General features: G+C 39.0%; 22 protein-coding genes. 3 read left to right on the top strand and 19 right to left on the bottom strand.

Going from position 1 to position 22517, the window contains the following annotated elements; all coding sequences use genetic code 11:
• Window positions 1-116: 116 nt before the first annotated feature.
• The 3 genes from ACTWPF_RS08240 to ACTWPF_RS08230 form a co-directional block, all read right to left on the bottom strand.
• Complete coding sequence (locus ACTWPF_RS08240) at window positions 117-1184, bottom strand: GerMN domain-containing protein (protein WP_443148935.1); 1068 nt, start codon at window positions 1182-1184, stop codon at window positions 117-119.
• A 196-nt stretch (window positions 1185-1380) separates the two neighbouring features.
• The gene (racE, locus tag ACTWPF_RS08235; protein WP_106897086.1) at window positions 1381-2202 is read right to left on the bottom strand and encodes a glutamate racemase; all 822 of its coding nucleotides are present in this window, start codon (window positions 2200-2202) and stop codon (window positions 1381-1383) included.
• A 22-nt stretch (window positions 2203-2224) separates the two neighbouring features.
• Window positions 2225-2629, bottom strand: a complete 405-nt coding sequence (locus ACTWPF_RS08230) for a MarR family winged helix-turn-helix transcriptional regulator (RefSeq protein ID WP_390620588.1) — start codon at window positions 2627-2629, stop codon at window positions 2225-2227.
• A gap of 348 nt (window positions 2630-2977) precedes the next feature.
• Between ACTWPF_RS08230 and ACTWPF_RS08225 the strand changes: the two genes are divergently transcribed.
• Entirely contained in the window at window positions 2978-3202 is a 225-nt protein-coding gene (locus tag ACTWPF_RS08225) for a helix-turn-helix domain-containing protein (RefSeq protein ID WP_036572221.1), read from the top strand.
• A gap of 114 nt (window positions 3203-3316) precedes the next feature.
• Here the strand turns inward: ACTWPF_RS08225 and ACTWPF_RS08220 are convergent, their stop codons facing one another.
• The 4 genes from ACTWPF_RS08220 to ACTWPF_RS08205 all read right to left on the bottom strand — a co-directional run bounded on the left by ACTWPF_RS08220 (window position 3317) and on the right by ACTWPF_RS08205 (window position 7029).
• On the bottom strand, window positions 3317-3760 hold the full coding sequence (locus ACTWPF_RS08220; protein ID WP_106897087.1) for an acyl-CoA thioesterase: 444 nt from the start codon (window positions 3758-3760) through the stop codon (window positions 3317-3319).
• An 89-nt stretch (window positions 3761-3849) separates the two neighbouring features.
• Window positions 3850-4614, bottom strand: coding sequence for a succinate dehydrogenase iron-sulfur subunit (gene sdhB, locus ACTWPF_RS08215; protein WP_106898531.1), 765 nt, complete (start codon window positions 4612-4614; stop codon window positions 3850-3852).
• 2 nt (window positions 4615-4616) lie between these two features.
• The gene (gene sdhA, locus ACTWPF_RS08210) at window positions 4617-6380 is read right to left on the bottom strand and encodes a succinate dehydrogenase flavoprotein subunit (RefSeq protein ID WP_443148934.1); all 1764 of its coding nucleotides are present in this window, start codon (window positions 6378-6380) and stop codon (window positions 4617-4619) included.
• A gap of 28 nt (window positions 6381-6408) precedes the next feature.
• Window positions 6409-7029 (bottom strand): succinate dehydrogenase cytochrome b558 subunit, encoded by a 621-nt coding sequence (locus ACTWPF_RS08205; protein ID WP_106897089.1) that lies wholly within the window; start codon window positions 7027-7029, stop codon window positions 6409-6411.
• Window positions 7030-7344: 315 nt separating this feature from the next.
• Here ACTWPF_RS08205 and ACTWPF_RS08200 point away from each other — a divergent pair, with 315 nt between their 5' ends.
• Window positions 7345-7782, top strand: a complete 438-nt coding sequence (locus tag ACTWPF_RS08200; protein WP_106897090.1) for a YslB family protein — start codon at window positions 7345-7347, stop codon at window positions 7780-7782.
• A gap of 86 nt (window positions 7783-7868) precedes the next feature.
• Here ACTWPF_RS08200 and uvrC read toward each other — a convergent pair whose 3' ends face one another.
• The 12 genes from uvrC to zapA all read right to left on the bottom strand — a co-directional run bounded on the left by uvrC (window position 7869) and on the right by zapA (window position 21422).
• Window positions 7869-9659, bottom strand: a complete 1791-nt coding sequence (gene uvrC / locus ACTWPF_RS08195) for an excinuclease ABC subunit UvrC (RefSeq protein WP_443148933.1) — start codon at window positions 9657-9659, stop codon at window positions 7869-7871.
• Between the two features lie 87 nt (window positions 9660-9746).
• Window positions 9747-10061, bottom strand: coding sequence for a thioredoxin (trxA, locus tag ACTWPF_RS08190; protein WP_036572212.1), 315 nt, complete (start codon window positions 10059-10061; stop codon window positions 9747-9749).
• A 607-nt stretch (window positions 10062-10668) separates the two neighbouring features.
• Window positions 10669-11643, bottom strand: a complete 975-nt coding sequence (locus ACTWPF_RS08185) for an electron transfer flavoprotein subunit alpha/FixB family protein (protein ID WP_443148932.1) — start codon at window positions 11641-11643, stop codon at window positions 10669-10671.
• A 29-nt stretch (window positions 11644-11672) separates the two neighbouring features.
• Entirely contained in the window at window positions 11673-12446 is a 774-nt protein-coding gene (locus tag ACTWPF_RS08180; protein ID WP_443148931.1) for an electron transfer flavoprotein subunit beta/FixA family protein, read from the bottom strand.
• Window positions 12447-12473: 27 nt separating this feature from the next.
• Window positions 12474-13247, bottom strand: coding sequence for an enoyl-CoA hydratase (locus ACTWPF_RS08175; protein WP_443148930.1), 774 nt, complete (start codon window positions 13245-13247; stop codon window positions 12474-12476).
• 16 nt (window positions 13248-13263) lie between these two features.
• Entirely contained in the window at window positions 13264-13848 is a 585-nt protein-coding gene (locus ACTWPF_RS08170) for a TetR/AcrR family transcriptional regulator (protein ID WP_443148929.1), read from the bottom strand.
• A gap of 132 nt (window positions 13849-13980) precedes the next feature.
• Complete coding sequence (locus tag ACTWPF_RS08165; RefSeq protein ID WP_443148928.1) at window positions 13981-15690, bottom strand: long-chain-fatty-acid--CoA ligase; 1710 nt, start codon at window positions 15688-15690, stop codon at window positions 13981-13983.
• A gap of 174 nt (window positions 15691-15864) precedes the next feature.
• Window positions 15865-16272 carry a DUF350 domain-containing protein gene (locus tag ACTWPF_RS08160; protein ID WP_036572201.1) on the bottom strand — a complete coding sequence of 136 codons (408 nt, stop codon included), beginning with the start codon at window positions 16270-16272 and terminating at the stop codon, window positions 15865-15867.
• Window positions 16273-16293: 21 nt separating this feature from the next.
• Window positions 16294-18636: an endonuclease MutS2 gene (locus ACTWPF_RS08155; protein ID WP_443148927.1), complete on the bottom strand. Its 2343-nt coding sequence runs from the start codon at window positions 18634-18636 to the stop codon at window positions 16294-16296.
• Between the two features lie 25 nt (window positions 18637-18661).
• On the bottom strand, window positions 18662-20380 hold the full coding sequence (polX, locus tag ACTWPF_RS08150; RefSeq protein ID WP_443148926.1) for a DNA polymerase/3'-5' exonuclease PolX: 1719 nt from the start codon (window positions 20378-20380) through the stop codon (window positions 18662-18664).
• 227 nt (window positions 20381-20607) lie between these two features.
• A complete protein-coding gene (locus ACTWPF_RS08145; RefSeq protein ID WP_443148925.1) occupies window positions 20608-21156 on the bottom strand; it encodes a CvpA family protein in 549 nt (182 codons plus the stop codon).
• A gap of 2 nt (window positions 21157-21158) precedes the next feature.
• On the bottom strand, window positions 21159-21422 hold the full coding sequence (gene zapA, locus ACTWPF_RS08140) for a cell division protein ZapA (protein ID WP_106897100.1): 264 nt from the start codon (window positions 21420-21422) through the stop codon (window positions 21159-21161).
• 151 nt (window positions 21423-21573) lie between these two features.
• Between zapA and rnhC the strand changes: the two genes are divergently transcribed.
• Window positions 21574-22509 carry a ribonuclease HIII gene (rnhC, locus tag ACTWPF_RS08135; RefSeq protein ID WP_106897101.1) on the top strand — a complete coding sequence of 312 codons (936 nt, stop codon included), beginning with the start codon at window positions 21574-21576 and terminating at the stop codon, window positions 22507-22509.
• Window positions 22510-22517: the final 8 nt, after the last annotated feature.

Below are 22517 nucleotides of genomic sequence, written 5' to 3'. Positions count from 1 at the left end.
AGCTTAACATATTTTGCACGAAATCAACACGTTAATACATTATAAGAAAAGGTATTTTGAGTCCCGAATCTAAACATCAAAAATAAAAAAGAGGCTATATTGCTTAGCCCCTTCGCTTAAAGCTTTTCAGTTGGTGTAAATTGTTGTTTCGTTACAGGCTCCTCGTATGTCTCGCCGTTTTCATTGACCAGTTGCTCGACATTCTCCACTTTTACATCAACTGCTTCAATACCCTGCTGCTCTGTCAATGTCCTTACAATCGTCTCCATCACCTCGTCCGCGATAACGCCTTCCCCATCTTTCAGTAAGATATCTTCATTAAATGTTAGGTTCAATACACCATCACTAAGTGTTGGTTCCCCTGTCAGGAGTGTAGTAGAGTTAAAGACGTGCTGCACGTTCGTATTAAAACCAGGTCCCTCGAGTAGAGATTGTATAATGGAAGCATAAATTTCTTCATCATTTGTCTCTACATATTGTGTTACTGGAACGTAATAGCGATTCTCATCATGCTCTGTCGGGTAATACATCGTAACAGCTTTACTATTAATTAAATCAGTAGTGTCTGTTTCTGTAACATTAATACCGTTTGCCCTAGAATAACCTTCACCAATTGGGGTACCATTGACTGGCATTTCTTTTACCGCATGTCCATTAATTTGCAGCTGAACGGTATTAACATTTTCGAACTGGGTCAGTGTATGTGTTATTGATTCAAGTATTTGTAATTCCTCTTTTGCATCATAGTCTTGAAACTCCTCTGAGAAATCGACCACTATTGTTCCGTCTTCCTGAAGATTCACTCCAAGAATTTGTGTCCCTTCTGGAAGCACAGCCTGGAATCCATTTGGCAACATGGAAGTGACTGGCCCACCTTTAACTAAGTGTTCCAATACTTGAGAAGCTACCTCTTTTGATTCTGGATTAGGCAATTCTATAGTCTGTGCCGCTACCATGCCATTCGCATCCACTAAGTACAATTCTCTTGGTACAGTTTCGTTTACGCTTGTTTCTTCACCGTCCCCTGCCACACTTTCATTATCTTCCCCGTCTTCTATATTATCAACGGGTGATGCATTTTGTGGTGGATCCATGTCCTCCAGCGATTCCTCTCCCTGGAAACAACCTGTTAATAATATGGCCATTGTAATACTTCCTGTTAATAATATCCCGCGCTTATACATGTCTTTCCCCCCTAGGATGGTTTGTACTACTATGTATACGAGCCTCCAGTGAAAATAGACCAAAACAAGATAAAAATAAGTGAGAAAGAAATAAGTGCACTTTATAAATAAGTTGAAAAATTAGTATGTTTGGCGATTTTGCAAGATAAGGCCATCCTTTCTAATAGATAAATAAAAAACCCAGTAACCTATGAAACTAGGTTTTCTGGGTTTGCCCAAGCTGAGCTTTTTTTATGGTAACCATTTGTAAATATGGATCTTTGAATATACTTTTAGCAATCTCAATAAAGATTTCCAACTCACCTGTTGTATAAAACTCGTGAACAGGTATGACATCACCTGTTTTAATAATCTTATGCACATCGAGGATAGTACTCGTTTCTCTGGCTGTTTCTTCACTCGATGAGATAACTGTCACCTGTTCTCCCATCACATTTTGAATCGTTTGTTTAAGCAAAGGATAGTGAGTACAGCCAAGTATCAATGTATCCATCTCGCCTTCCATTAGAGGAGATAGTGATGACTCTACAACTTCCTGGGCTTTTTTACCGGTTAATATCCCCTGTTCAACCATCGGTACGAATAACGGACAGGCCAGTGCATTTACTTTAATGCTTGAATGGATGCTTTCAAGTGCCTTGGTATAAGCCTCACTACGAATTGTTCCTTCTGTTCCAATAACACCAATATTATTATTTCTTGTAAACTTAATAGCAGCCCTTGCACCAGGTTGAATAACACCGATAACCGGAATATCTAATTTCTCTTGTAGTTCCTGTAGTGTAAACGCTGTTGCAGTATTACATGCCACCACGAGCATTTTAATATTTTTCTCCAACAAAAAATCTACTAACTCCCAAGTGAACTTTTTCACTTCTTCTTCCGATCTAGGTCCATACGGGCATCTAGCTGTGTCTCCAAGATAGATTAATTTTTCTTTCGGCAGCTGCCTCATCAGCTCATATGCTACCGTGAGTCCGCCTACCCCAGAGTCGATGACCCCGATTGCCTGCTCCACAAAAATCCCCTCTACTTTTCTATTATTTTTTATCTACTTGTATCATTTCTTCATGTAAAAAATCGAGTAGTTCACTTAATTGCTCTGTTTGTTCAAGGGAAAATTTATCAAGCACTTCACCAAGATATTCCTGCCTCTTTTGAATTACCTCTTCAATGATGGATTCTCCCTTTTCCAACACATGAATTCGGACTACCCTTCTGTCCTTAGAATCGCGAACGCGTTCTACCAGTTCATTTCTTTCCATACGATCCACCAAATCAGTCGTTGTACTAAATGCCAAACTAATTTTATTTGATAATTCACCTATTGTTAAGTCGCCTTCTTCAAGCAACCATTGCAATGCAACAAACTGCGGGGAGGTAATAGGATAATTATTTAAAATCTTACGTCCATTTTGTTTAATGATACCTGATATATAGCGCATACGTTTTTCTATTTTGTTTATTGTGATCGTAGATGCATCGGTTTTCAAAAATGTAACCCCCTAATGATCTTTCATTGTTAACCACTATCATGTAAACAGGATTTCAACCTATAATATTCAGTAAACAGTCAAAATGTTTCATTTTAAAGTAGTCCTATTCTACTGTTCCCATTATAGCCACAATTGGTATAAAAATAAATGATTAACCTATTATACCAAAATTTCATCTGTTTCACAGTGAAGTTATTGGAATTGTACGCACCGTTTTCTCATTCCCTTCATACTTTATAGAGACTAAATAATTTCCCTTCAATTTGCAGCTCTATAAGAGCAAGGAGGGGTTAACATTTGAAGGACAACGAGTTTAAACCGAAGCAACTACTGACAAAGCGAGAGAAGGAAGTATTCGAATTGTTAGTACAGGATAAAACAACAAAAGACATTGCTCAGGAGCTTTTCATATCAGAAAAAACTGTCCGCAATCACATTTCAAATGCTATGCAAAAGTTAGGAGTCAAGGGGCGATCACAAGCTGTTGTAGAGCTCCTTCGTATGGGGGAATTAAAGCTCTAGATTAAAAAAACCGACTTTCAATAGGAAGTCGGTTTTGTTTGTATATGGAGAAATATTAACTTCAGGTCCATACTCAGTTTAATGACCTGTAAGGTTGGCTACAGTTTTTTTAACCTATGTTGCCAGCAATTCTTTTTTTATTTCTTCACTAATTGGCATAGGTTTTCCAGTCTTAGGGTGAACATAAACAAGCCTTCCTCTTCCCGTCAAAGCGACTTTCCCATCAACAACCCCCATATAGTGAATATCCATTGACGTATTGCCAACATGATTCGCTTTTACATACATGGTTAAGTTTTCATTGAAATACATTTGTTGCAGGTAGTCGCACTGTAAATCAGCGACCACTGGTATACCAGCATCTTCTTCAGACTTGGTATTGAATAAGCCAACCGATTTTAAAAATTCAATTCTTGCTTGTTCGAAATAAATAAAAGGAGAGACATTATTAACATGTCCAAACATGTCCGTCTCGGAAAATCGAATTTTTATAGGCGTGGAAAAAGAAAAAGAACTTCTCCACTCCTCTAGATTTTCAATATATGATATCGTTTTCATTATTTAGTCCTCCAATTGTTCGCTAAATAATAGTGTAGCACAAAGCCCCCTTGTTACCCATCGAGGCAAAAGGGGGCTTTTACTACCACTTAATGTGCGTGATCACTACCAAAGAAATTTTTAAATGCTTGAATGTTTGTAGCACGATTCATTGCTGCAATAGATGTAGTCAAAGGTATCCCTTTTGGACAAACTTGCACACAGTTTTGTGAGTTACCACATCCATCAATACCGCCTTCATCCATTAAACCATTTAATCTTTCGCTTGCATTCATTTCACCAGTTGGGTGAGCATTGAAAAGACGTGCCTGTGATAATGCTGCAGGTCCAATGAAATTAGACTTATCATTCACATTAGGACATGCTTCAAGACAAACACCACATGTCATACATTTTGAAAGCTCATAAGCCCATTGACGTTTCTTTTCAGGCATACGAGGTCCTGGTCCTAGATCATGCGTTCCGTCAATTGGAATCCAGGCTTTTACTTGTTTTAATGCATCAAACATGCGTTCACGATCAACAATTAGATCTCTTACAACAGGGAATGTAGACATGGGCTCAAGACGAATCGGCTGCTCTAATTTATCTACTAGGGCTGCACAAGATTGTCTAGCTGTTCCGTTAATGACCATGGAACATGCTCCACAAACCTCTTCTAAACAGTTCATATCCCAGTAAACAGGAGCGGTTTTATCACCGTTCGCGTTTACCGGGTTTTGCCGTATTTCCATTAGGCCAGAGATAACATTCATGTTTTTTCGATAAGGAACATGAAATGTTTCATCATAAGGAGCAGATTCAGGACTGTCCTGTCTGGTAATAATAAACGTAACGGTTTGTTGTTCAGCCATCATTACTTACTCCCTTCACTTTTTTTCGTATAATCGCGCTTACGTGGTGTGATTAGAGACGTATCTACAGGTTCGTATGTAAATACAGGTTCTTCTGTCTCTTGGTTAAATGCGGCAACGGTTGTTTTCAACCACTCTTCATCATTACGATCAGGGAACTCTGGTTTGTAATGCGCACCGCGACTTTCATTACGATTATATGCACCGATTGTAATAACGCGAGCTAGGTGAAGCATGTTTTTCAACTGACGAGTAAACATTACACCTTGATTGCTCCATCTGGAGGTGTCATTAATGTTAATGTTTTCCCAACGCTCCAACAACTCTTGTATTTTCTTATCGGTGTTTAATAGTTTCTCATTATCTCGAACAACTGTTACATTGTCAGTCATCCATTCGCCTAGCTCTTTATGAATTTGATAGGCATTTTCTGTACCGTTCATATTCATTAATGCTTCAAACTTCTCACGTTCTTCTTTTTCAGTTCTCTCGAATAACTCTGGAGAGATATCATCTACATGATTATCCAGCCCGTCGATGTATTTAATAGCATTAGGACCAGCTACCGAACCACCATAAATAGCAGAAAGCAACGAGTTAGCACCTAAACGGTTCCCTCCATGCTGGGAATAGTCACATTCTCCAGCAGCAAAAATCCCAGGGATATTTGTCATTTGATCATAATCAACCCATAGACCACCCATTGAGTAATGCACAGCAGGGAAAATTTTCATTGGAACTTTTCTAGGATCTTCACCTACAAACTTTTCATAGATTTCGATAATCCCACCAAGTTTTACGTCCAGTTCCTTTGGATCTTTATGGGAAAGGTCTAAATAAACCATATTCTCCCCATTAATTCCAAGCTTCTGATTAACACATACATCAAAAATTTCACGTGTAGCAATATCACGAGGTACAAGGTTTCCGTAAGCAGGGTATTTCTCTTCAAGGAAGTACCATGGTTCTCCATCCTTATAAGTCCAAACACGTCCACCTTCTCCACGAGCTGACTCACTCATGAGACGTAGCTTGTCATCACCTGGTATTGCAGTTGGATGGATTTGAATAAATTCGCCGTTTGCATATTTTGCACCTTGTTGATAAAGCACACTTGCAGCAGAGCCTGTATTAATAATTGAATTGGTAGATTTACCAAAAATAATTCCTGGACCACCGGTAGCAATAATTGTTGCATCCGAAGGGAAAGATTTAATTTCATGTGTCTTAATATCCTGTGCTACAATCCCTCTACCTGTTCCTTTGTCATCTATAATGGCGCCAACAAATTCCCAGCTTTCAAATTTATTAACAAGCCCTTCAACTTCATAGCGACGAACTTGTTCATCCAATGCATATAGCAACTGCTGTCCTGTTGTTGCCCCAGCGTACGCTGTTCTATGATGCTGGGTTCCACCGAAACGGCGAAAATCAAGTAGCCCTTCTGGTGTCCGGTTAAACATAACACCCATCCGATCCAACATATGGATAATACTTGGGGCTGCATCACACATTGCTTTTACAGGAGGTTGATTCGCTAGGAAGTCTCCACCGTATACTGTATCATCAAAGTGAATATCTGGAGAATCCCCTTCCCCTTTCGTATTAACCGCACCGTTAATACCACCTTGTGCACAAACAGAGTGAGAACGTTTAACAGGTACAATAGAGAATAAATCTACATTCACACCCGCTTCAGCTGCTTTGATTGTTGCCATCAAGCCGGCAAGTCCGCCGCCAACAACAGCAATTTTGCGATTACTCATAATGAACACTCACTCCTCTTTCTATAAATTAAACGCCGTAAGCAAATTGAATTAATGTTCTTACACCTAAATAGCTTATCGCTAAAAAGATTAGCAATGTTGCATATGTAGCGATCTTTTGAGATTTTGGTGACTGTGTGAAGCCCCATGTTACAAGGAAACTCCATAAACCATTTGCAAAATGGAAAGTAGTAGAAATGACACCAATAATATAGAACCAGAACATAAATGGATTGGTTAAAATATTTTCCATTAGACTATAATCAAGATCTACATTACCCATCCCTAGCTGTATCCGTGTTTCCCATACATGCCAGGCAATAAATACAAGTGTTACAATGCCTGTGAATCGCTGTACGTAGAACATCCAATTTCGGAAATAATTGTATCTTTTCATGTTATTTCGCGCGACAAATACAATATAGACCCCTAGAATTGCATGAAACAGAATTGGCAGATAAATGACTACGGTTTCAAGCAATAGCCTAAATGGTAGTCCATGCATAAAACCAGCTGCCTTATTAAAACTTTCTTCACCATACACAGCAAAATGATTCACCACCAAGTGCTGAACCAGAAAGAGCCCAATTGGTATTACGCCTAACAGTGAGTGTAATCTCCTGTAAAAAAACTCACGATGCTCTGCCATGTGTTACCCCCCTTAGTTTCAAAGTTTACGATTTTCATAACTAGTAACATCAACAAATAGTATCTGTTTTTATGTTGTTTCCTTACTATTTGCATAATGTACAATTTGCGACATATTTATTGTACTTCTAACTAGAAAAAGCGTCAAGAAAACGTTATCGTATTCTTATAGAAAGTCTTCCTGAAATAATTAAATTTATAAGAAGAACTTCCAACGGTACACTTGCTAATTTCATTAATTATATAGATAATAAGACTAGCAATTTACTTCTTCATACATAAGAAGCAGGCTACCTATTTGGAAAGGATGACATTCATGTCAAAGGAACAAGATACACTTGATAATTCTTTATTAACTAACCTTCAAAGCACTGGTGCCGGATACGATATACTTCGATACATTGGTTTACCTGAATTATTTGGTAATGAATCCGATACATTGCTTTATTTTATGGGACGAAATCTTGCTAGAAAGTTTGCTATTGAATCCATGGAAGATATTTATGATATTGTGGAGAAATTAGGATGGGGAAAATTGGATCTTGTAAAAGAAAAGAAAAAGGAACTAGTCTTTCAGTTGATGGCCGATAGCGTGGCACAACGACTACAAGCCCCATTAAATACTGATTTTCGACTTGAAGCCGGATTTCTTGCAGAAGCTGTACAACGACTAGTAGGATACGAATGTGAGTGCACCGAGGATATACACCGAAAAATCCACCAAGTTCAATTCAATATTATGTATACGAAATAAATTCAATGAGCTTATTAGAAAGCTCTATATTGAAAAGCCACGAAGCAATGCTTCGTGGCTTTTCATATTCACGGACTAAAAAATTTTTATTCGCTATCCTCATTTTCTTTCGTTAAATGCGCTAAAATGTCTTCAGCAGTGTTTATTGGGATACCTAATTTCGTGATATCGGTAACAGTTGCCTTCTTTATTTCCTTCACTGATTTAAAGTGAGTAAGAAGCAATTTTCTCCGTTTTTCACCAATCCCTGGTATCTTATCAAGCTCTGACTGAAACAAGTTTTTTCCCCGTAACTGTCTGTGGAATGTAATAGCAAAACGATGGACCTCTTCCTGTATTCGTTGGACGAGATAAAACTCCTGCGACTGACGTTTTAACGGGATTACTGCTGGCGGGAATCCGTACAATAATTCACTCGTTTTATGGCGGTCATCCTTCGCCAATCCGCATAACGGAATATCAAGCCCTAATTCGTTTTCCAAAACATCTAACGCTGCACTCATTTGTCCTTTCCCACCATCGACTATAATCATATCTGGCAATGGCAATCCATCCTTAAGTACCCTTGAGTATCTACGACGCACAACTTCACGCATTGTATCATAGTCATCAGGTCCTTCTACATCTTTAATTTTATACTTTCTATATTCCTTTTTATTTGGTTTTCCGTCTATAAAGACAACCATAGCAGAAACAGGATCCGTTCCCTGAATATTTGAATTATCAAAGGCTTCAATACGATGTGGTGTCTCAATATTAAGCGTTTCACCCAGCTGTTCAACCGCCACAATGGTCCGCTCCTCATCTCTTTCGATAAGCGAGAATTTCTCCTTCAATGCGATTTCCGCATTTTTGGTCGCCAATTCCACCAACTCTTTTTTACGTCCTCTATATGGCGTATGGACATCTACTTCTAATAATTCTTTCACCAAATCATTATCAATACCAATTGGAACAAGAATCTGCTTCGGTTTTGGATGGTGCTGGTGTATATAAAACCTTCCGACATAGCTGAGAAATGTATCCGCTGCATCATCAAAGAAAGGAAACACTGCGACATCACGCTCAATTAATTTCCCCTGCCTAATAAAAAACACTTGAACACACATCCAGCCTTTGTCATAGCTGTAACCAAAGATGTCACGATCGGCATTGTCATTAAGCGTCATTTTCTGCTGTTCCATTACTATTTCTATATGCTCAATTTGATCCCGGAGCTCCATCGCACGTTCAAAGTTCAGCTGTTCACTAGCCAGCAACATTTTTCGCTTAAGATCAGCTTTAATCTTTTTATATCCTCCATGTAAAAAGGAAGAGATACTCTGAACAATTGAAAAGTATTCCTTCTTAGAGGGGGGGTTTTCACTACATGCTTTACACTGCCCCAAGTGATAGTATAAACAGACTCTACCTGGTGGGTTATTGCATTTTCTTAATGGATACAAGCGATCTAGAAGTTTCTTCGTTTCTCTTGCTGCAATAACATTTGGGTATGGGCCAAAATACTTCCCCTTATCCTTTTTAACTTTACGGGTTATTAATAATCGAGGATGTCTCTCAGACGTAATTTTTAGGTAAGGGTAGGATTTATCATCTTTGAGCATAACATTAAACTTAGGGTCATACTTCTTAATTAGATTCATTTCTAATATTAGAGCTTCTATCTCTGAAGTCGTTACAATGTATTCAAAATCTACAATTTCCTGTACAAGTCGCTGTGTCTTCCTGTCATTAGCACCAGTAAAATAAGAACGGACACGATTCCGTAATAGCTTTGATTTTCCTACATAAATAACGGTACCATGTTTATCTTTCATTAAATAACAGCCCGGTTGCGATGGCAGGACAGCCAGTTTCTCTTTAATCGTCTGATTCATGTTATCCATTCCTTTTATCACTTAGAAAATCCCTTGTTACATAGGCAACAAGGGATTTTAATTTACTTTCTATTCACTATACCATTATTACGCGTGCTTGTTAATAAGATCTACAAGCGCTTCTTTAGGTTGGAAACCGATAACTTGATCTACTACGTTACCATCTTTAAACAATAGTAGTGTAGGGATACTCATAACACCATATTTACCAGCAGTTTCCTGGTTTTCATCTACATCAAGTTTAACGATCTGTACTTTATCTTCCATTTCGCCATCGATTTCTTCGAGTACTGGTGCAATCATTTTACAAGGTCCACACCAAGGTGCCCAAAAATCAGCTAACACTAGTCCTTCAGCAGTTTCTTTAGCGAAGTTTTGATCTGTTACGTTCGTAATTGCCATTCTAATTCCTCCTTAAGTGAAGCTTTAAATCATACACCGAGTATACCATCGTTATTATTTCCTTGCGAATACTTTGCTTATACATAAAAAAAGCGCAGAGCCCTGCTTAGAAACGTAGCGGCTGGAGCGAATCAACTGAGATAAAGGAATCATGCCCCTGCAAAAGGGGTATATCGGCGTTGGCCGGCAAGGCCGGTTTTAGTCGACCGCCCTTGATTGACGAACCGATGATAACTTTCACCTTCCAGGTATAAGTGCGACTAGGCCTCTAGTTGTCACCAATCGGCAAGTCTTCTTTTCACCCTCCAGGTATAAGTGCGACTAGGCCTCTGGTTGTCACCAATCGGCAAGTCTTCTTTTCACCCTCCAGGTATAAGTGCGACTAGGCCTCTGGTTGTCACCAATCGGCAAGTCTTCTTTATCGTAGGGCGATTCGTGAAATCGCCTTGTTTCTGGAGCTCGGAGCTAGACATAAGAAAAGCGCAGAGCCCCTGCTAATTGGGAACGCCGACTAAGAACAACCCGTCCTAGGTCAACGTCGGCATGACCCGGTTCCTCCGGGCCCACGTAGTAATTAAATAGAAAATAGAAAAAGCAATAGCTTTTTCTATTGCTTCATCTTCTTAATTTCTTCAATTAACAATGGGAGGATTTCAAATAAATCCCCAACAATTCCATAGTCTGCTACATTAAAGATGTTTGCTTCAGGGTCCTTATTGATGGCAACAATAACCTTAGAGTTGGACATTCCCGCAAGATGCTGAATTGCTCCAGAAATACCTACAGCAATATACAAGTCTGGGGTAACAACCTTCCCAGTCTGGCCAATTTGTAGAGAATAGTCGCAGTACTCAGCATCACATGCTCCGCGCGAGGCACCGACTGCACCACCAAGTACTTCTGCTAGTTCATACAATGGCTTGAAGCCTTCTTCACTTTTGACACCTCTACCACCCGCAACAATTACATTCGCTTCAGAAAGATCTACTCCTTCTGCTGCTTTTCGAATAACATCTTTAATTACAGTTCGAATACCTGCAACATCTATATCTTTTGTGATAACGTCACCTTTCCGGCTTTCATCTCGTTCCAGTGCTGGTACGTTGTTTGGTCTTATCGTAAAGAATGTTAACCCACTTGTTACCGTCTTCTTTTCAAATGCTTTACCAGAATATATCGGCCGAGTAAAAACTGGTGTATCCCCTTCTAGCTCTAAATCAACCACATCTGAAACCAGACCACTCTCTAATTTACTTGCAAGCTTTGGTGTAAGATCCTTACCAACCGAGGTGTGTCCCATAACAATACCAAAAGGTGCTTCTTCTTTAATTACGGATAGTATGGCCTGCCCATAACCTTCTGACGTATACGCTTTCAAATTATCATGCTTAATTGTAATTACTTTATCGGCACCATAATAGATCATTTCATCAGCTTGGCTTTCTTGATTTGTATCACCACATATTACACCAACAACTTCACCTTCTGGCTGAATCTTCTTAGCTGCTGCAATTGCTTCATATGTCACATTTCGTAATGTACCTTCCCTTGCTTCACCAATAACTAAAAATTTATCACTCATTACGTCTTCCCCTTTCTGACTGAACGGATTTATAGCACTTTTGCATCGTTTTTAAGTAAAGATACTAGCTCCTGAACCTGATCACCAATTTCCCCTTCAAGAACTCTTCCAGCTTCTTTTTCCGGTGGCAGAAAAATCTCGACTGTTCTCGTTTTCGCTTCAAGTTCATCTTCATCAAGGTCTAAATCTTCTAATTCCAGCTCATCAAGAGGTTTCTTTTTTGCTTTCATAATGCCTGGAAGAGATGGATACCTTGGTTCATTTAAACCTTGTTGGCATGTCACCAATAAAGGAAGTGTTGATTCTACAACTTCCACGTCTCCTTCTACATCTTTTTCTATGGAAACTGTCTTATTATCAATCTTTAAGCTGGTGATCGTTGTGATGTATGGCATCCCCAACAATTCAGCTAATCTCGGGCCGACCTGTCCACTCGCTTCATCAATCGCAACATTACCAGCAAGGATTAAGTCGACTTGTTTATCTTTAAAATATGCTTCGAGGATACGTGAAGTAGTATATTGATCTCCATCTTCTAAATCTTCCTCCGTATTAATTAAGACTGCTTTATCCGCTCCCATTGCCAACGCTGTTCTGAGCTGTTTCTCAGATTCTTCATCTCCTACTGTTACTACTGTAACCTCTCCTCCATGCTCATCCCGTTGGTTAATTGCTTCTTCGACTGCATACTCATCGTATGGATTAATAATAAATTCAGCGCCGTCATCTTCAATTTTTCCTGACGATATGTTTATCTTTTCCTCTGTATCAAACGTTCTTTTTAACAGTACGTATATATCCAATTTTGTTCCTCCTCAATTAAAAGTGGATTACTTATCTATAAAGTTTGGCTTGCGTTTTTCCAAGAAAGCCTGGATACCTTCTTTAGCATCCTGGGAACCAAAAACTTCTTTAAATGCATTTGCTTCGGCCTCCAAACCTCTGTCAAAGAGGTCCGTTTTCGCATAAGGCACTAAGCTCATAATATGTTGAATGGAAGGTTTACTTTTTTCTGCTATTTTTTTTGCAAGTTTACTAGTTTCAGTATACAATTCATCTTCTTCCACGACCCTATTGGCAAGCCCAAAGTGATATGCTTCCTCTCCAGATATAGGTTCACCAGATAAAATCATTTCATATGCTTTGGCATTCCCTACATGCTGCGGTAAGCGCTGTGTTCCCGCAAAACCTGGAATAATACCAAGGGTAAGTTCAGGCAACCCAAGCTTAGCAGATTTTGTAACAATTCGAATATGGCATGCCATTGCCAGTTCCAATCCTCCACCAAGTGCAGCCCCATGAATTGCTGCAATAACTGGTATTGGAAAATGTTCTATCTTGTTAAAAAGCTGTTGCCCTTTTTGTGCTAGTGATTTAGAATCTGAAGAATCTTGAAAAGAAGTAAACTCTTTTATATCTGCCCCTGCCGAGAAAAACCTTCCTTCCCCTTTTAACACTATTGCCTTCACACTCTTATCAGCTTCCACTTGTTTTAGTTTTTCTTCCAATTCAAATAAAAGTGTGCTAGAGAGCGCATTAGCAGGTGGACTTTGAATAGTTAAATATGCTACCCCGTCCTTTACATCATAAGCTAATATAGACATCTTTCTCCCCCCTTTGTTATTTTACAGTAAGACCATTTGTAAGTAATTGATGAACGTCTCCTGCCTGATCTCCTAGGTTGTATTTTCTTTCCTTCATTACCCAATTGGTCACCGTTTCATCCAATGTTCCAAATATCATTTGCCTTACAAGTGGTAGAATTAATTCCTTTCGAAAAGTTCCATCCTGCATTCCTTCTTTAATAATACTGTCAATTAAGGTCAAATAGGGCTTTAAAACTTGGTTAATTTTCACCCTCAACTCAGGATTAGACTGGCGTAGTTCTAGCTGCGTTACTACAGCCAAATGTGGATTACTTGCTAACTGTTGAAAATGCATTTCAATTAATGCTAAAAGCTTTTTATTCGCATCTTCTTTTTGCTCAATGGACTTTTCGGTTTGTTCTATGAACTGTCCCATCTTCTCTTCAAAAACAGAGACTAAAATATCCTCCTTGTTTTTGAAATATAGATAGATGGTGCCATCTGCTACCCCTGCCTTTCTGGCAATTTTTGAAACCTGTGAGGCATGATAACCATTTTCAGCAATTACTTCCACTGCTGCCTCAATAATTTGCTTATACTTTGGTTTTCGTTTATTCATCTTAATCTCCTAATCTAAACAAGAAATAATCAACTGAATGAACCATCATTCATATTTCATTTTACGTTCAAAGATGATTTCTGTCAACCGATATAAGTTGTCCAAACTTTTTCCAACAAGAGCCTTATGGGCTCATGCTTTTTGAATGTGTTCCGCTTCTTCTTCTTTCCGTTTTTCTTTTTCTTCATTTACTAAGCTACGTCTAAGTATTTTCCCTACTGCTGTTTTTGGTAGCTCTTTTCTGAATTCATAAATTTTTGGTACTTTATATGCTGCCAAATGCTTTCTACAAAAGCGATTTAATTCTTCCTCATTTAAAGTTGATCCAGACTTAAGTACGATGTAGGCCTTAACAGTTTCTCCTCGATAAGCGTCTGGTACTCCTGCGACTACCGCTTCTTGAATACCCTCATGCTCGTAAAGCACTTCTTCCACTTCTCTAGGATAAATGTTGTACCCGCCTGCAATAATCATATCTTTTTTACGATCCACTACATAGAAATACCCTTCTTCATCCATGTATCCTAAGTCTCCAGTGAATAGCCACCCATCTTTCAGTACTAGATCTGTTTCTTCCTGATTATTCCAGTAACCTTTCATTACTTGCGGTCCTTTTACTACAATTTCACCTATCTCACCTATTTCTGCTTCCTCATCCGTCTCCATTACCACGACTTTACATTCTGTGTCAGGCCAAGGTACTCCAATACTTCCATTAATCCTCTTTTCCCATACAAAGTTCGCATGGGTTACAGGAGAAGTTTCTGTTAGTCCATACCCTTCCACCAATTTACCACCAGTTAGTTTCTCAAATTGCTCCTGTATTTCGATAGGAAGTGGAGCGGATCCACTGATGCAGGCTTCAATAGAGGATAAATCATAGTTAGATAGATCAGGATGGTTTAGCAGGCCAATATAGATGGTTGGCGCTCCCGGGAAGAGTGTGGGCTTTTGCTTATCAATTGTTTTCAATACTTCCTTTGCATCGAATTTAGGCAGTAATACCATTTTGGAACCCACCATGATAGAATTGTTCATGACGGTTGTCATTCCGTACACGTGAAAGAAAGGCAGAACTCCGAGAACAATATCCTCTTCACCTTTTGTATTATATAACCAAGCATCACACATTTGAACATTAGAAACTAAATTGTAATGTGTCAGCATAACGCCTTTGGGGTATCCTGTTGTGCCACCCGTATACTGTAGTAATGCAAGATCCTCCATTGGATCAATATCCACTTTTTGGTACGAAGTTTCTGATGCAGAAAGTGCTCTATGCCAGCTATGGGTTATCTCTGATTCTTCTACTTTCACAACCATTTTATATTGTCTTTTTTGAATAAAAGGATAAACCATATTTTTGGGAAATGGTAGGTAATCCTTGATGCCAGTGACAATGGAATGCGTGATGTTTGTCTTAGGAATAACGTTGGTAACGGTAGGAAGGAGAATATCCAAGCAAATAATAAAGCTTGCCTCTGAATCTTTTAACTGGTACTCCAGTTCTCTTTCTTTATAAAGGGGGTTAGTCTGTACAACAACGGCCCCAGCCATAAGTGTAGCGTAATACCCAATTACCGCTTGAGGACAATTTGGTAGCATAATGGCGACTTTATCGCCTTTATTTAGTCCTTTCTTCTGCATAAAGAATGCCAGTTTTTTTGCTTCCTCGTACAAAGCCTCAAAACTTATTTCCTTCCCCATAAAATAAAGCGCTTTCTTTTTTGCGAATCGGGAAGCACTTTCTTCAAGAAATGCGTGCAAGGGCTTCCTGTCATACGTAATACTGGTAGGTATCTCAGAGGGGTAATGCTTTAACCATCTTTTACTCTGCCCCATTCTATATCTCCTCCTTTATTACTATACTATTTTCATTATAACGGTAAATTTCAATTTTTGAAAATTTTATGTAACTTTTATTTAAATAAATACACAATGCCAACTATCATAAAAATAACCGCTACAACTGTTAATATTTTTGCCAACCTGTCAAGTATCATAAAAAACGCTCCCCTATTCTATGCTAACACCAATAACAAAGGCTAATCCAATGGATATCATCATGGAAATTAAACCAACTGCTTTGTTTCCTTTTCCAATTTCTTCGTCAACTTTTATCGTTGGGGTGAGAAATTCAAAAATAAAATACCCAAACAATAATAACAAAAAGCCAAATGCTCCCCAGCCAATACTTTGAAGCACCGTGTCATTATGCTCAATGGAAAATCGAAAAATGGTAGCTATTCCAAATATTTTCCCTCCAGTTGCCATTGCCACTGCTAAATTTCCCTTTTTAATCTCTTCCCAATTTCTATAAGATGTTACTGTTTCAAATATGGCTAGGAATACAAGTGTGGCTAATATAACCACACTGTATCTAGCAGCCGTTACAACAATAACATTTTCCCAAAATGTACTCACAGCGCTTCCTCCTATTTGTCACTAACGCAATTCTATGACGGTAACTCCACTACCGCCTTCTCCCGATTCTCCAGGTCTCTGCCCCGCAATTCTCGGATGCTTCTTGACGAACTCTTTTACACCATTGCGCAAGGCACCTGTTCCTTTACCATGTATGATGGATACCTTGCTATATCCTGCAAGTAAGCTGTCATCAATATACTTTTCTAGTTTTAAAAGTGCATCCTCAAACCTTTCTCCACGTAAATCAAGTTCTGTACTAACATGATAATTAGATCCACGTATTGTAGTGAGGGGTTTTTCATAGGTTTGCTTTTGCTTTCCTAATGGCTGGAGATCCTCACGCTTCATTTTGACTTTCATTATACCGACTTGTACGAGAAATTCCTTATCACTAACCTTTTCTACAATCGTACCCTTCTGATTAAGTCTCAGAACTTTCACTTCATCACCAGCTTTGATCTCTTTCTTGGACTGTGCTGGCGCAGAAGGCTGTTGTTCTTTTTTCTTTTGTAGCTTAGGCTGCGCATCTTCTAGCATCTTTTTCGCTTCGATCCACTCATGTTCCTTTAACTTCGTCTCTGTTTTCATTTTGCGTATTTCATCGACAATTAGCTCGGCTTCCTCGCGGGCTTTTGCTAATGCTTTCTCTGCCTTTTCCTCAGCTTTCTTATATAAAGCTTCTCGTTTCTGTTCAAATTGGCTCCAGGCATTTCTTATGTCTCGATGTAATTCTTCACTTGCTATAAGCGTTCGATGTGCTTCTTCATACTCTTTTTCAGCCGAAAGTTGTGAATCTTCGAGTGAGGCAATCATGTTTTCCACGCTTTTTGTATCAACACCGATTAACCCTTTAGCCTGGTCGATCACATGATCATTCAATCCTAGCCTTTTAGAGATTTCAAAAGCATTACTGCGACCCGGAACGCCAATTAATAGACGATAAGTTGGTCGTAGCGTCTGCACATTAAATTCTACTGATGCATTTACTACATTTTCTCTATTATAACCATAGGCCTTTAATTCAGGATAATGAGTGGTTGCAATTACTCTGGCCCCTCGACTTATCACATCATCTAAGATGGACATCGCAAGTGCTGCTCCCTCTTGTGGATCGGTACCCGCTCCAAGTTCATCGAATAAAACTAGTGTCTTATCATCAACCTTCTTCAAGATATCTACGATGTTGGTCATATGCGATGAAAAGGTACTCAGGTTTTGCTCAATCGATTGTTCATCTCCAATATCGGCAAAAACGTGTTGGAACACAGAAAGCTCACAGCCATCCAATGCGGGAATCTGTAAACCAGATTGTGCCATGAGCGTGCATAATCCGATCATCTTCAAAGTGACTGTTTTCCCACCTGTATTTGGGCCTGTTATGACAATAGAGGTATATGACTCTCCAATTTCCACATCATTCGGGACCACTTCCTCTTTGGGGATGAGTGGATGTCTTGCTTGTTGCATTTTAATTATTCCATTATCATTCATTTTCGGCATCGAAGCCTTCATTTCTTTACCCAGTTTTGCTCTAGCAAACATAACATCGATATCTGATAATACCTCGATATTGATTAGTAATGGGGCTTCCTCTAATGCAATCTGTTCGGTGATTTCCAGAAGAATTCTTTCAATCTCTTGCTTTTCTTTTACCGTTGCTTCTTGGAGCTGGTTATTAAGGTCTACGATTGCTTTAGGTTCCATAAACAATGTCTGACCTGAGGATGATTGATCATGTACAATGCCACCTATCGCTCCTCTGTACTCTTGCTTTACAGGCAGTACATAGCGATCATTACGAATGGTAATAATGGCGTCCGAAAGCATATTGCTATTGGTACGTGTATAATTTTCCAATCTATCCCGGACTCTGCTTTCATAGGTCCTTATAGAAGAACGGATACTGCGTAATTTTTGGGAAGCACTATCCATCACATAACCGTGATCATCAATACAGCTTTTTATTAGTTGCTCAAGTTCTCTTAACGGTGTAATCTGCTCCACAAGCTCTTCTAAGACAGGGTACGTTTCTTCCAACTTGCCAACAAAATCTTTAACTTGCCTTCCACCATAAATCGTATTTGCCACATCTAAACATTCGTCAGTCCCTAAACTACCTCCGATTACCGAGCGCTTGATGCTTGCCCGTATGTCAGAAATACCACCAAGAGGCATTTCTGCATTTAAACGGAGAATTTGGGAAGCTTCATCCGTCTCTTTCTGGCGCTGTATGACTTCTTCCATGTCCACAGATGGCTTTGTTTGAACAGCAAGACGTTTACCTAAAGACGTTGCTGCATGGTCTTTTAATTGATCTATAATTTTATCGAATTCCATTACCCGTAGGATTCGCTCATTCATAAAAGTGTTACTCCTTTTTTCTTCCTTATTTATTCCGTGAAAAATATTTCTTTAACTCTTCAACGGACCACGTATTCATAACAGTATCTTTTTCAATCCAACCTTTTCTTGCAATGCCTACTCCATACTTCATATGCTCCAACATTTGATAGTTATGCGCATCCGTATTTATTGCAAGGTTCACCCCTGCCTCTTGGGCTTTTCTGGCCCACTCTGCAGCTATGTCCAGGCGATTTGGGTTGGCGTTTATTTCTAAAGCTGTATTTGTTTCTTTTGCTTTTTTGATAAGTTGTTCCATGTCTACTTGATACCCTTCCCGTCTTCCGATCAACCTACCTGTAGGATGGGCAATTAAAGACACGTAGGGATTTTCAAGCGCTGTCTGTAACCTAGCCATTATTTTCTCTTTCGACTGATTAAAATTGGAATGAATCGCCGCAATAACAAAATCCATTTCCTTTAAGAAGTCATCCGAGAAATCGAGAGTTCCATCTGGACGTATATCCATTTCCACCCCAGCAAAAATTTGGATATCTTTATATGTTTCGTTTAGTTTTTCAATTAGTTCTCGTTGCTTCCTTAAACGGTCTTCATCAAGACCATTTGCTACCCTTAGGTACTTAGAATGATCTGTAATCGCAATATAGCGATAGTTTCTTCTTCTTGCTTCTTCGACCATTTCCTCCAGTGACTGTGCACCATCACTCGCTGTGGTATGCATATGTAAGTCACCACGAATGTCAGTAAGTTCAAGCAGGTTATTTGAAGAGCGGAATTCTTCCACTTCCCCTGTATTTTCTCTTACTTCTGGAGGGATATTTGGTAAACCAAAATGTTTAAAGAAAGCTTCTTCCGTGGGAAAGTGTAATGTCTCACCTGTTTCCTCAACGTCTACCCCATACTCATTAATTTTCTCGCCCCGTGATTTCGCAAGCTGTCGCATGGCAACATTGTGATCCTTTGACCCTGTAAAATGATGTAAGGTAGAAGCAAATTCGGACTGATCAACCAAACGAAAATCTACGTTAATATCATAGATATCCTCAAGTGTCACAGATACCTTCGTATCACCTTTTGCGATGACATCTTTAAGGTTCTCTATATTTAATAATGCCTCTCTAACACGTTCAGGCTGTTCGGTTGCAATGATAAAATCAATGTCTTTTATTGTCTCCCGCATTCGCCTGAGGCTACCAGCACGGGAGTACTGCTGGATTTCACTAACTTGGCTTAAGTATGCTTCAATTTTTTCAGCAATTGGAAGCATGATAGCAATTGGCAGACGTTCTGGACGTTTCCCCACTTCCTCTAGTGCAGAAAGAATTTTTTCTGCCGTTTTCTTTCCAAAACCAGCCAATGCCTCAACCTGTCCATTTTCACACGCTTCTTTTAGAGAGGCTCCATCCCTTACACCAAGCTCTTGATATAGCTTGGCTAATTTCTTACCACCAAGACCAGGTAGATCTAATAAAGGTATAAGTCCTTCTGGTATTTCCTTTTCTAATTGTGCAAGTGTTTCCGAATTTCCTGTTTCAACGAATGCTTCAATTACCGAACTGGTTCCCTTTCCAATCCCACTGATTTTTTGAAAGTCCTCAATGGCAGAAAGCGACCTTTCATCCTTTTCAAGACCCTGCGCTGCTTTTCGGTATGCAGCTATCTTAAACGTGTTTTCACCTTTTAATTCCATATAAATTGCAATTTTTTCAAGTAATTTAATGACATCTTTTTTATTTAAACTCATTGTAAATCACCTACATTCATTAATAATCTTTTTCATATACTTCAAACATTAAAATTTTACCTATGTCGTCATTGCTTCCTAGCTAAAATTTTTATACTTTCCTAACGTGTAAAAAAGACTGATTCAAACTAGTTAATACCTATTGTACATGACATACAACTGTATCACTACTACTTGAACCAGTCAGTTACGGTACTACTATGTTTTTTCATTCACGAGTACATTATTTATTCAGAACGAGCCACTGTATTAAACCAAAGATCTTTTAACTTCTCTGATAAATAAGGGGTGTTTTCTAACATCCCGAGGGCGATGGAAGAGTCGTTTATCCATGTTTGTATGCTAGCAACTGGCGTGAGGGCCAAGATATACAAGACAATAAACAATAATAGATAAACCTCTATAAATCCTAGCACTGCACCAAGCAGTTTATTTACTGAATTCAAGACAGGTAGAGATGCCACAAAATCAAGCATTGAGCCAATAATCTGTAATATAATTCTTACTGCAAAAAATATGATAACAAAGGCAATAGCATTATAAAAACCGCTTTCTAACGGTAATGCTTGAAGAAACCCTGCCCAAGCTCCCTCATCTGTTAAGTCGGGGTAAGGTATCCATAGTTTTAGCTTCGGACCCAAATTATCATAGTATAGGGAGGCTGCTATTAGTGCCACAATAAACCCTAATAAATGGAATAGCTGGAGGATGAAACCCCGCTTCAATCCCACTAACAAACCAAAAACTAATATAATCAGTATGATAAGATCAAACATATCTAGTTATCCTCTTTCTTTTTTAATGAGCCTAATAATGCTGCATAATCCTCTTTTAATTTTAAGTAATCATTCATAGTATTAACCGCTGTAAGTACTGCAAGCTTGGTGGTATCAAGTTGCCTGTTAGCCTCTTGAATTTCATTCATTTTTTGATCAACTAGGCTGGCAACGAGGCGAACATGACTTGCAGATTCCTCCCCAACAATCGTATATGATTTATTATGTATATCAACAGTAATCCGCGATTTATTATTTTGGGTCACGGGAATGCCCTCCTGCCTGATAAAAAATTCTACATCTTATATTAACATGAAGTGAATGAATTAGGAAACCGAGATATCATGGAACAAACCCGTTTTCTTCTGTCGCTGTTTTTGCTATAGTCAATCTATCGGAAAAAGAGGAGTTGTTTAAATGCCACAGTCTGTGCATACGTTACCATATAATACAATTAAGAAAATGATGCAACATTATCATACATCTCTAACTACTACTCCACAAGGGGCGGTTTTCCGGGCAAAGACCGAGCATGCAGTCATTACTGCCTACAAATCAGGGAAGGTATTATTTCAAGGTGCGAGTCCTGAAAAAGAAGCAGGTAGGTGGACAGATGCAGCAGCCGACACTTCCACTAAAAAAGGGAAGCCAACAGGGAAACCGCAATCAACTTACGCACCCCCTTCTACTTTATTTTCCCAGAGTCATATCGGAACAGATGAAGCTGGTACAGGAGATTACTTCGGACCTATAACAGTAGCAGGCGTTTATGTAAGTGCAAACCAAATTGATACGTTGAAAAAAATGGGTGTTAAAGACTCAAAAAATCTACATGATGATACCATTAGGAAGCTTTCAAGGGAAATTGTAAAAATGAACATCCCTTATACGCTGATGGTGCTTGCGAATGAAAAGTATAATAAGCTACAGGCCAGTGGGTGGTCACAAGGTAAAATGAAAGCGATGCTACATCACTCTGTCATTAAAAGCCTTCTAAAGAAAACAGAAGATAAACCCATGGAGGGTGTATTAATTGACCAGTTTTGTGAGCCGGCAGTCTATAAGCGCCATATTGCTTCTGAAAAACAAGTACTTGCAGAAAAGACCTATTTTATGACAAAGGCAGAAAGCTATTCCATTGCAGTTGCGGCTGGCTCAATCATTGCTAGAAGTCGTTTTCTAGATGAAATAGATAGACTGACAGAAAAGCTTGGTGTTACGATCCCAAAAGGAGCGTCCAAAAAAGTTGACCAAGTTATCGCCAGACTCATCACAGAACATGGGGAAGACGCATTAAACCAATGGGCTAAGACCCATTTTGCAAATACCACAAAAGCGAAAGCCTATTTATAACCATAAAA

Origin of the sequence: Oceanobacillus sp. M65, from assembly GCF_052246275.1 — a bacterium.
Classification (GTDB): domain Bacteria; phylum Bacillota; class Bacilli; order Bacillales; family Amphibacillaceae; genus Oceanobacillus_B; species Oceanobacillus_B jordanicus.
The sequence above is the reverse complement of the archived record's forward strand: the minus strand, read 5'-3'. Positions and strand labels throughout refer to the sequence as shown.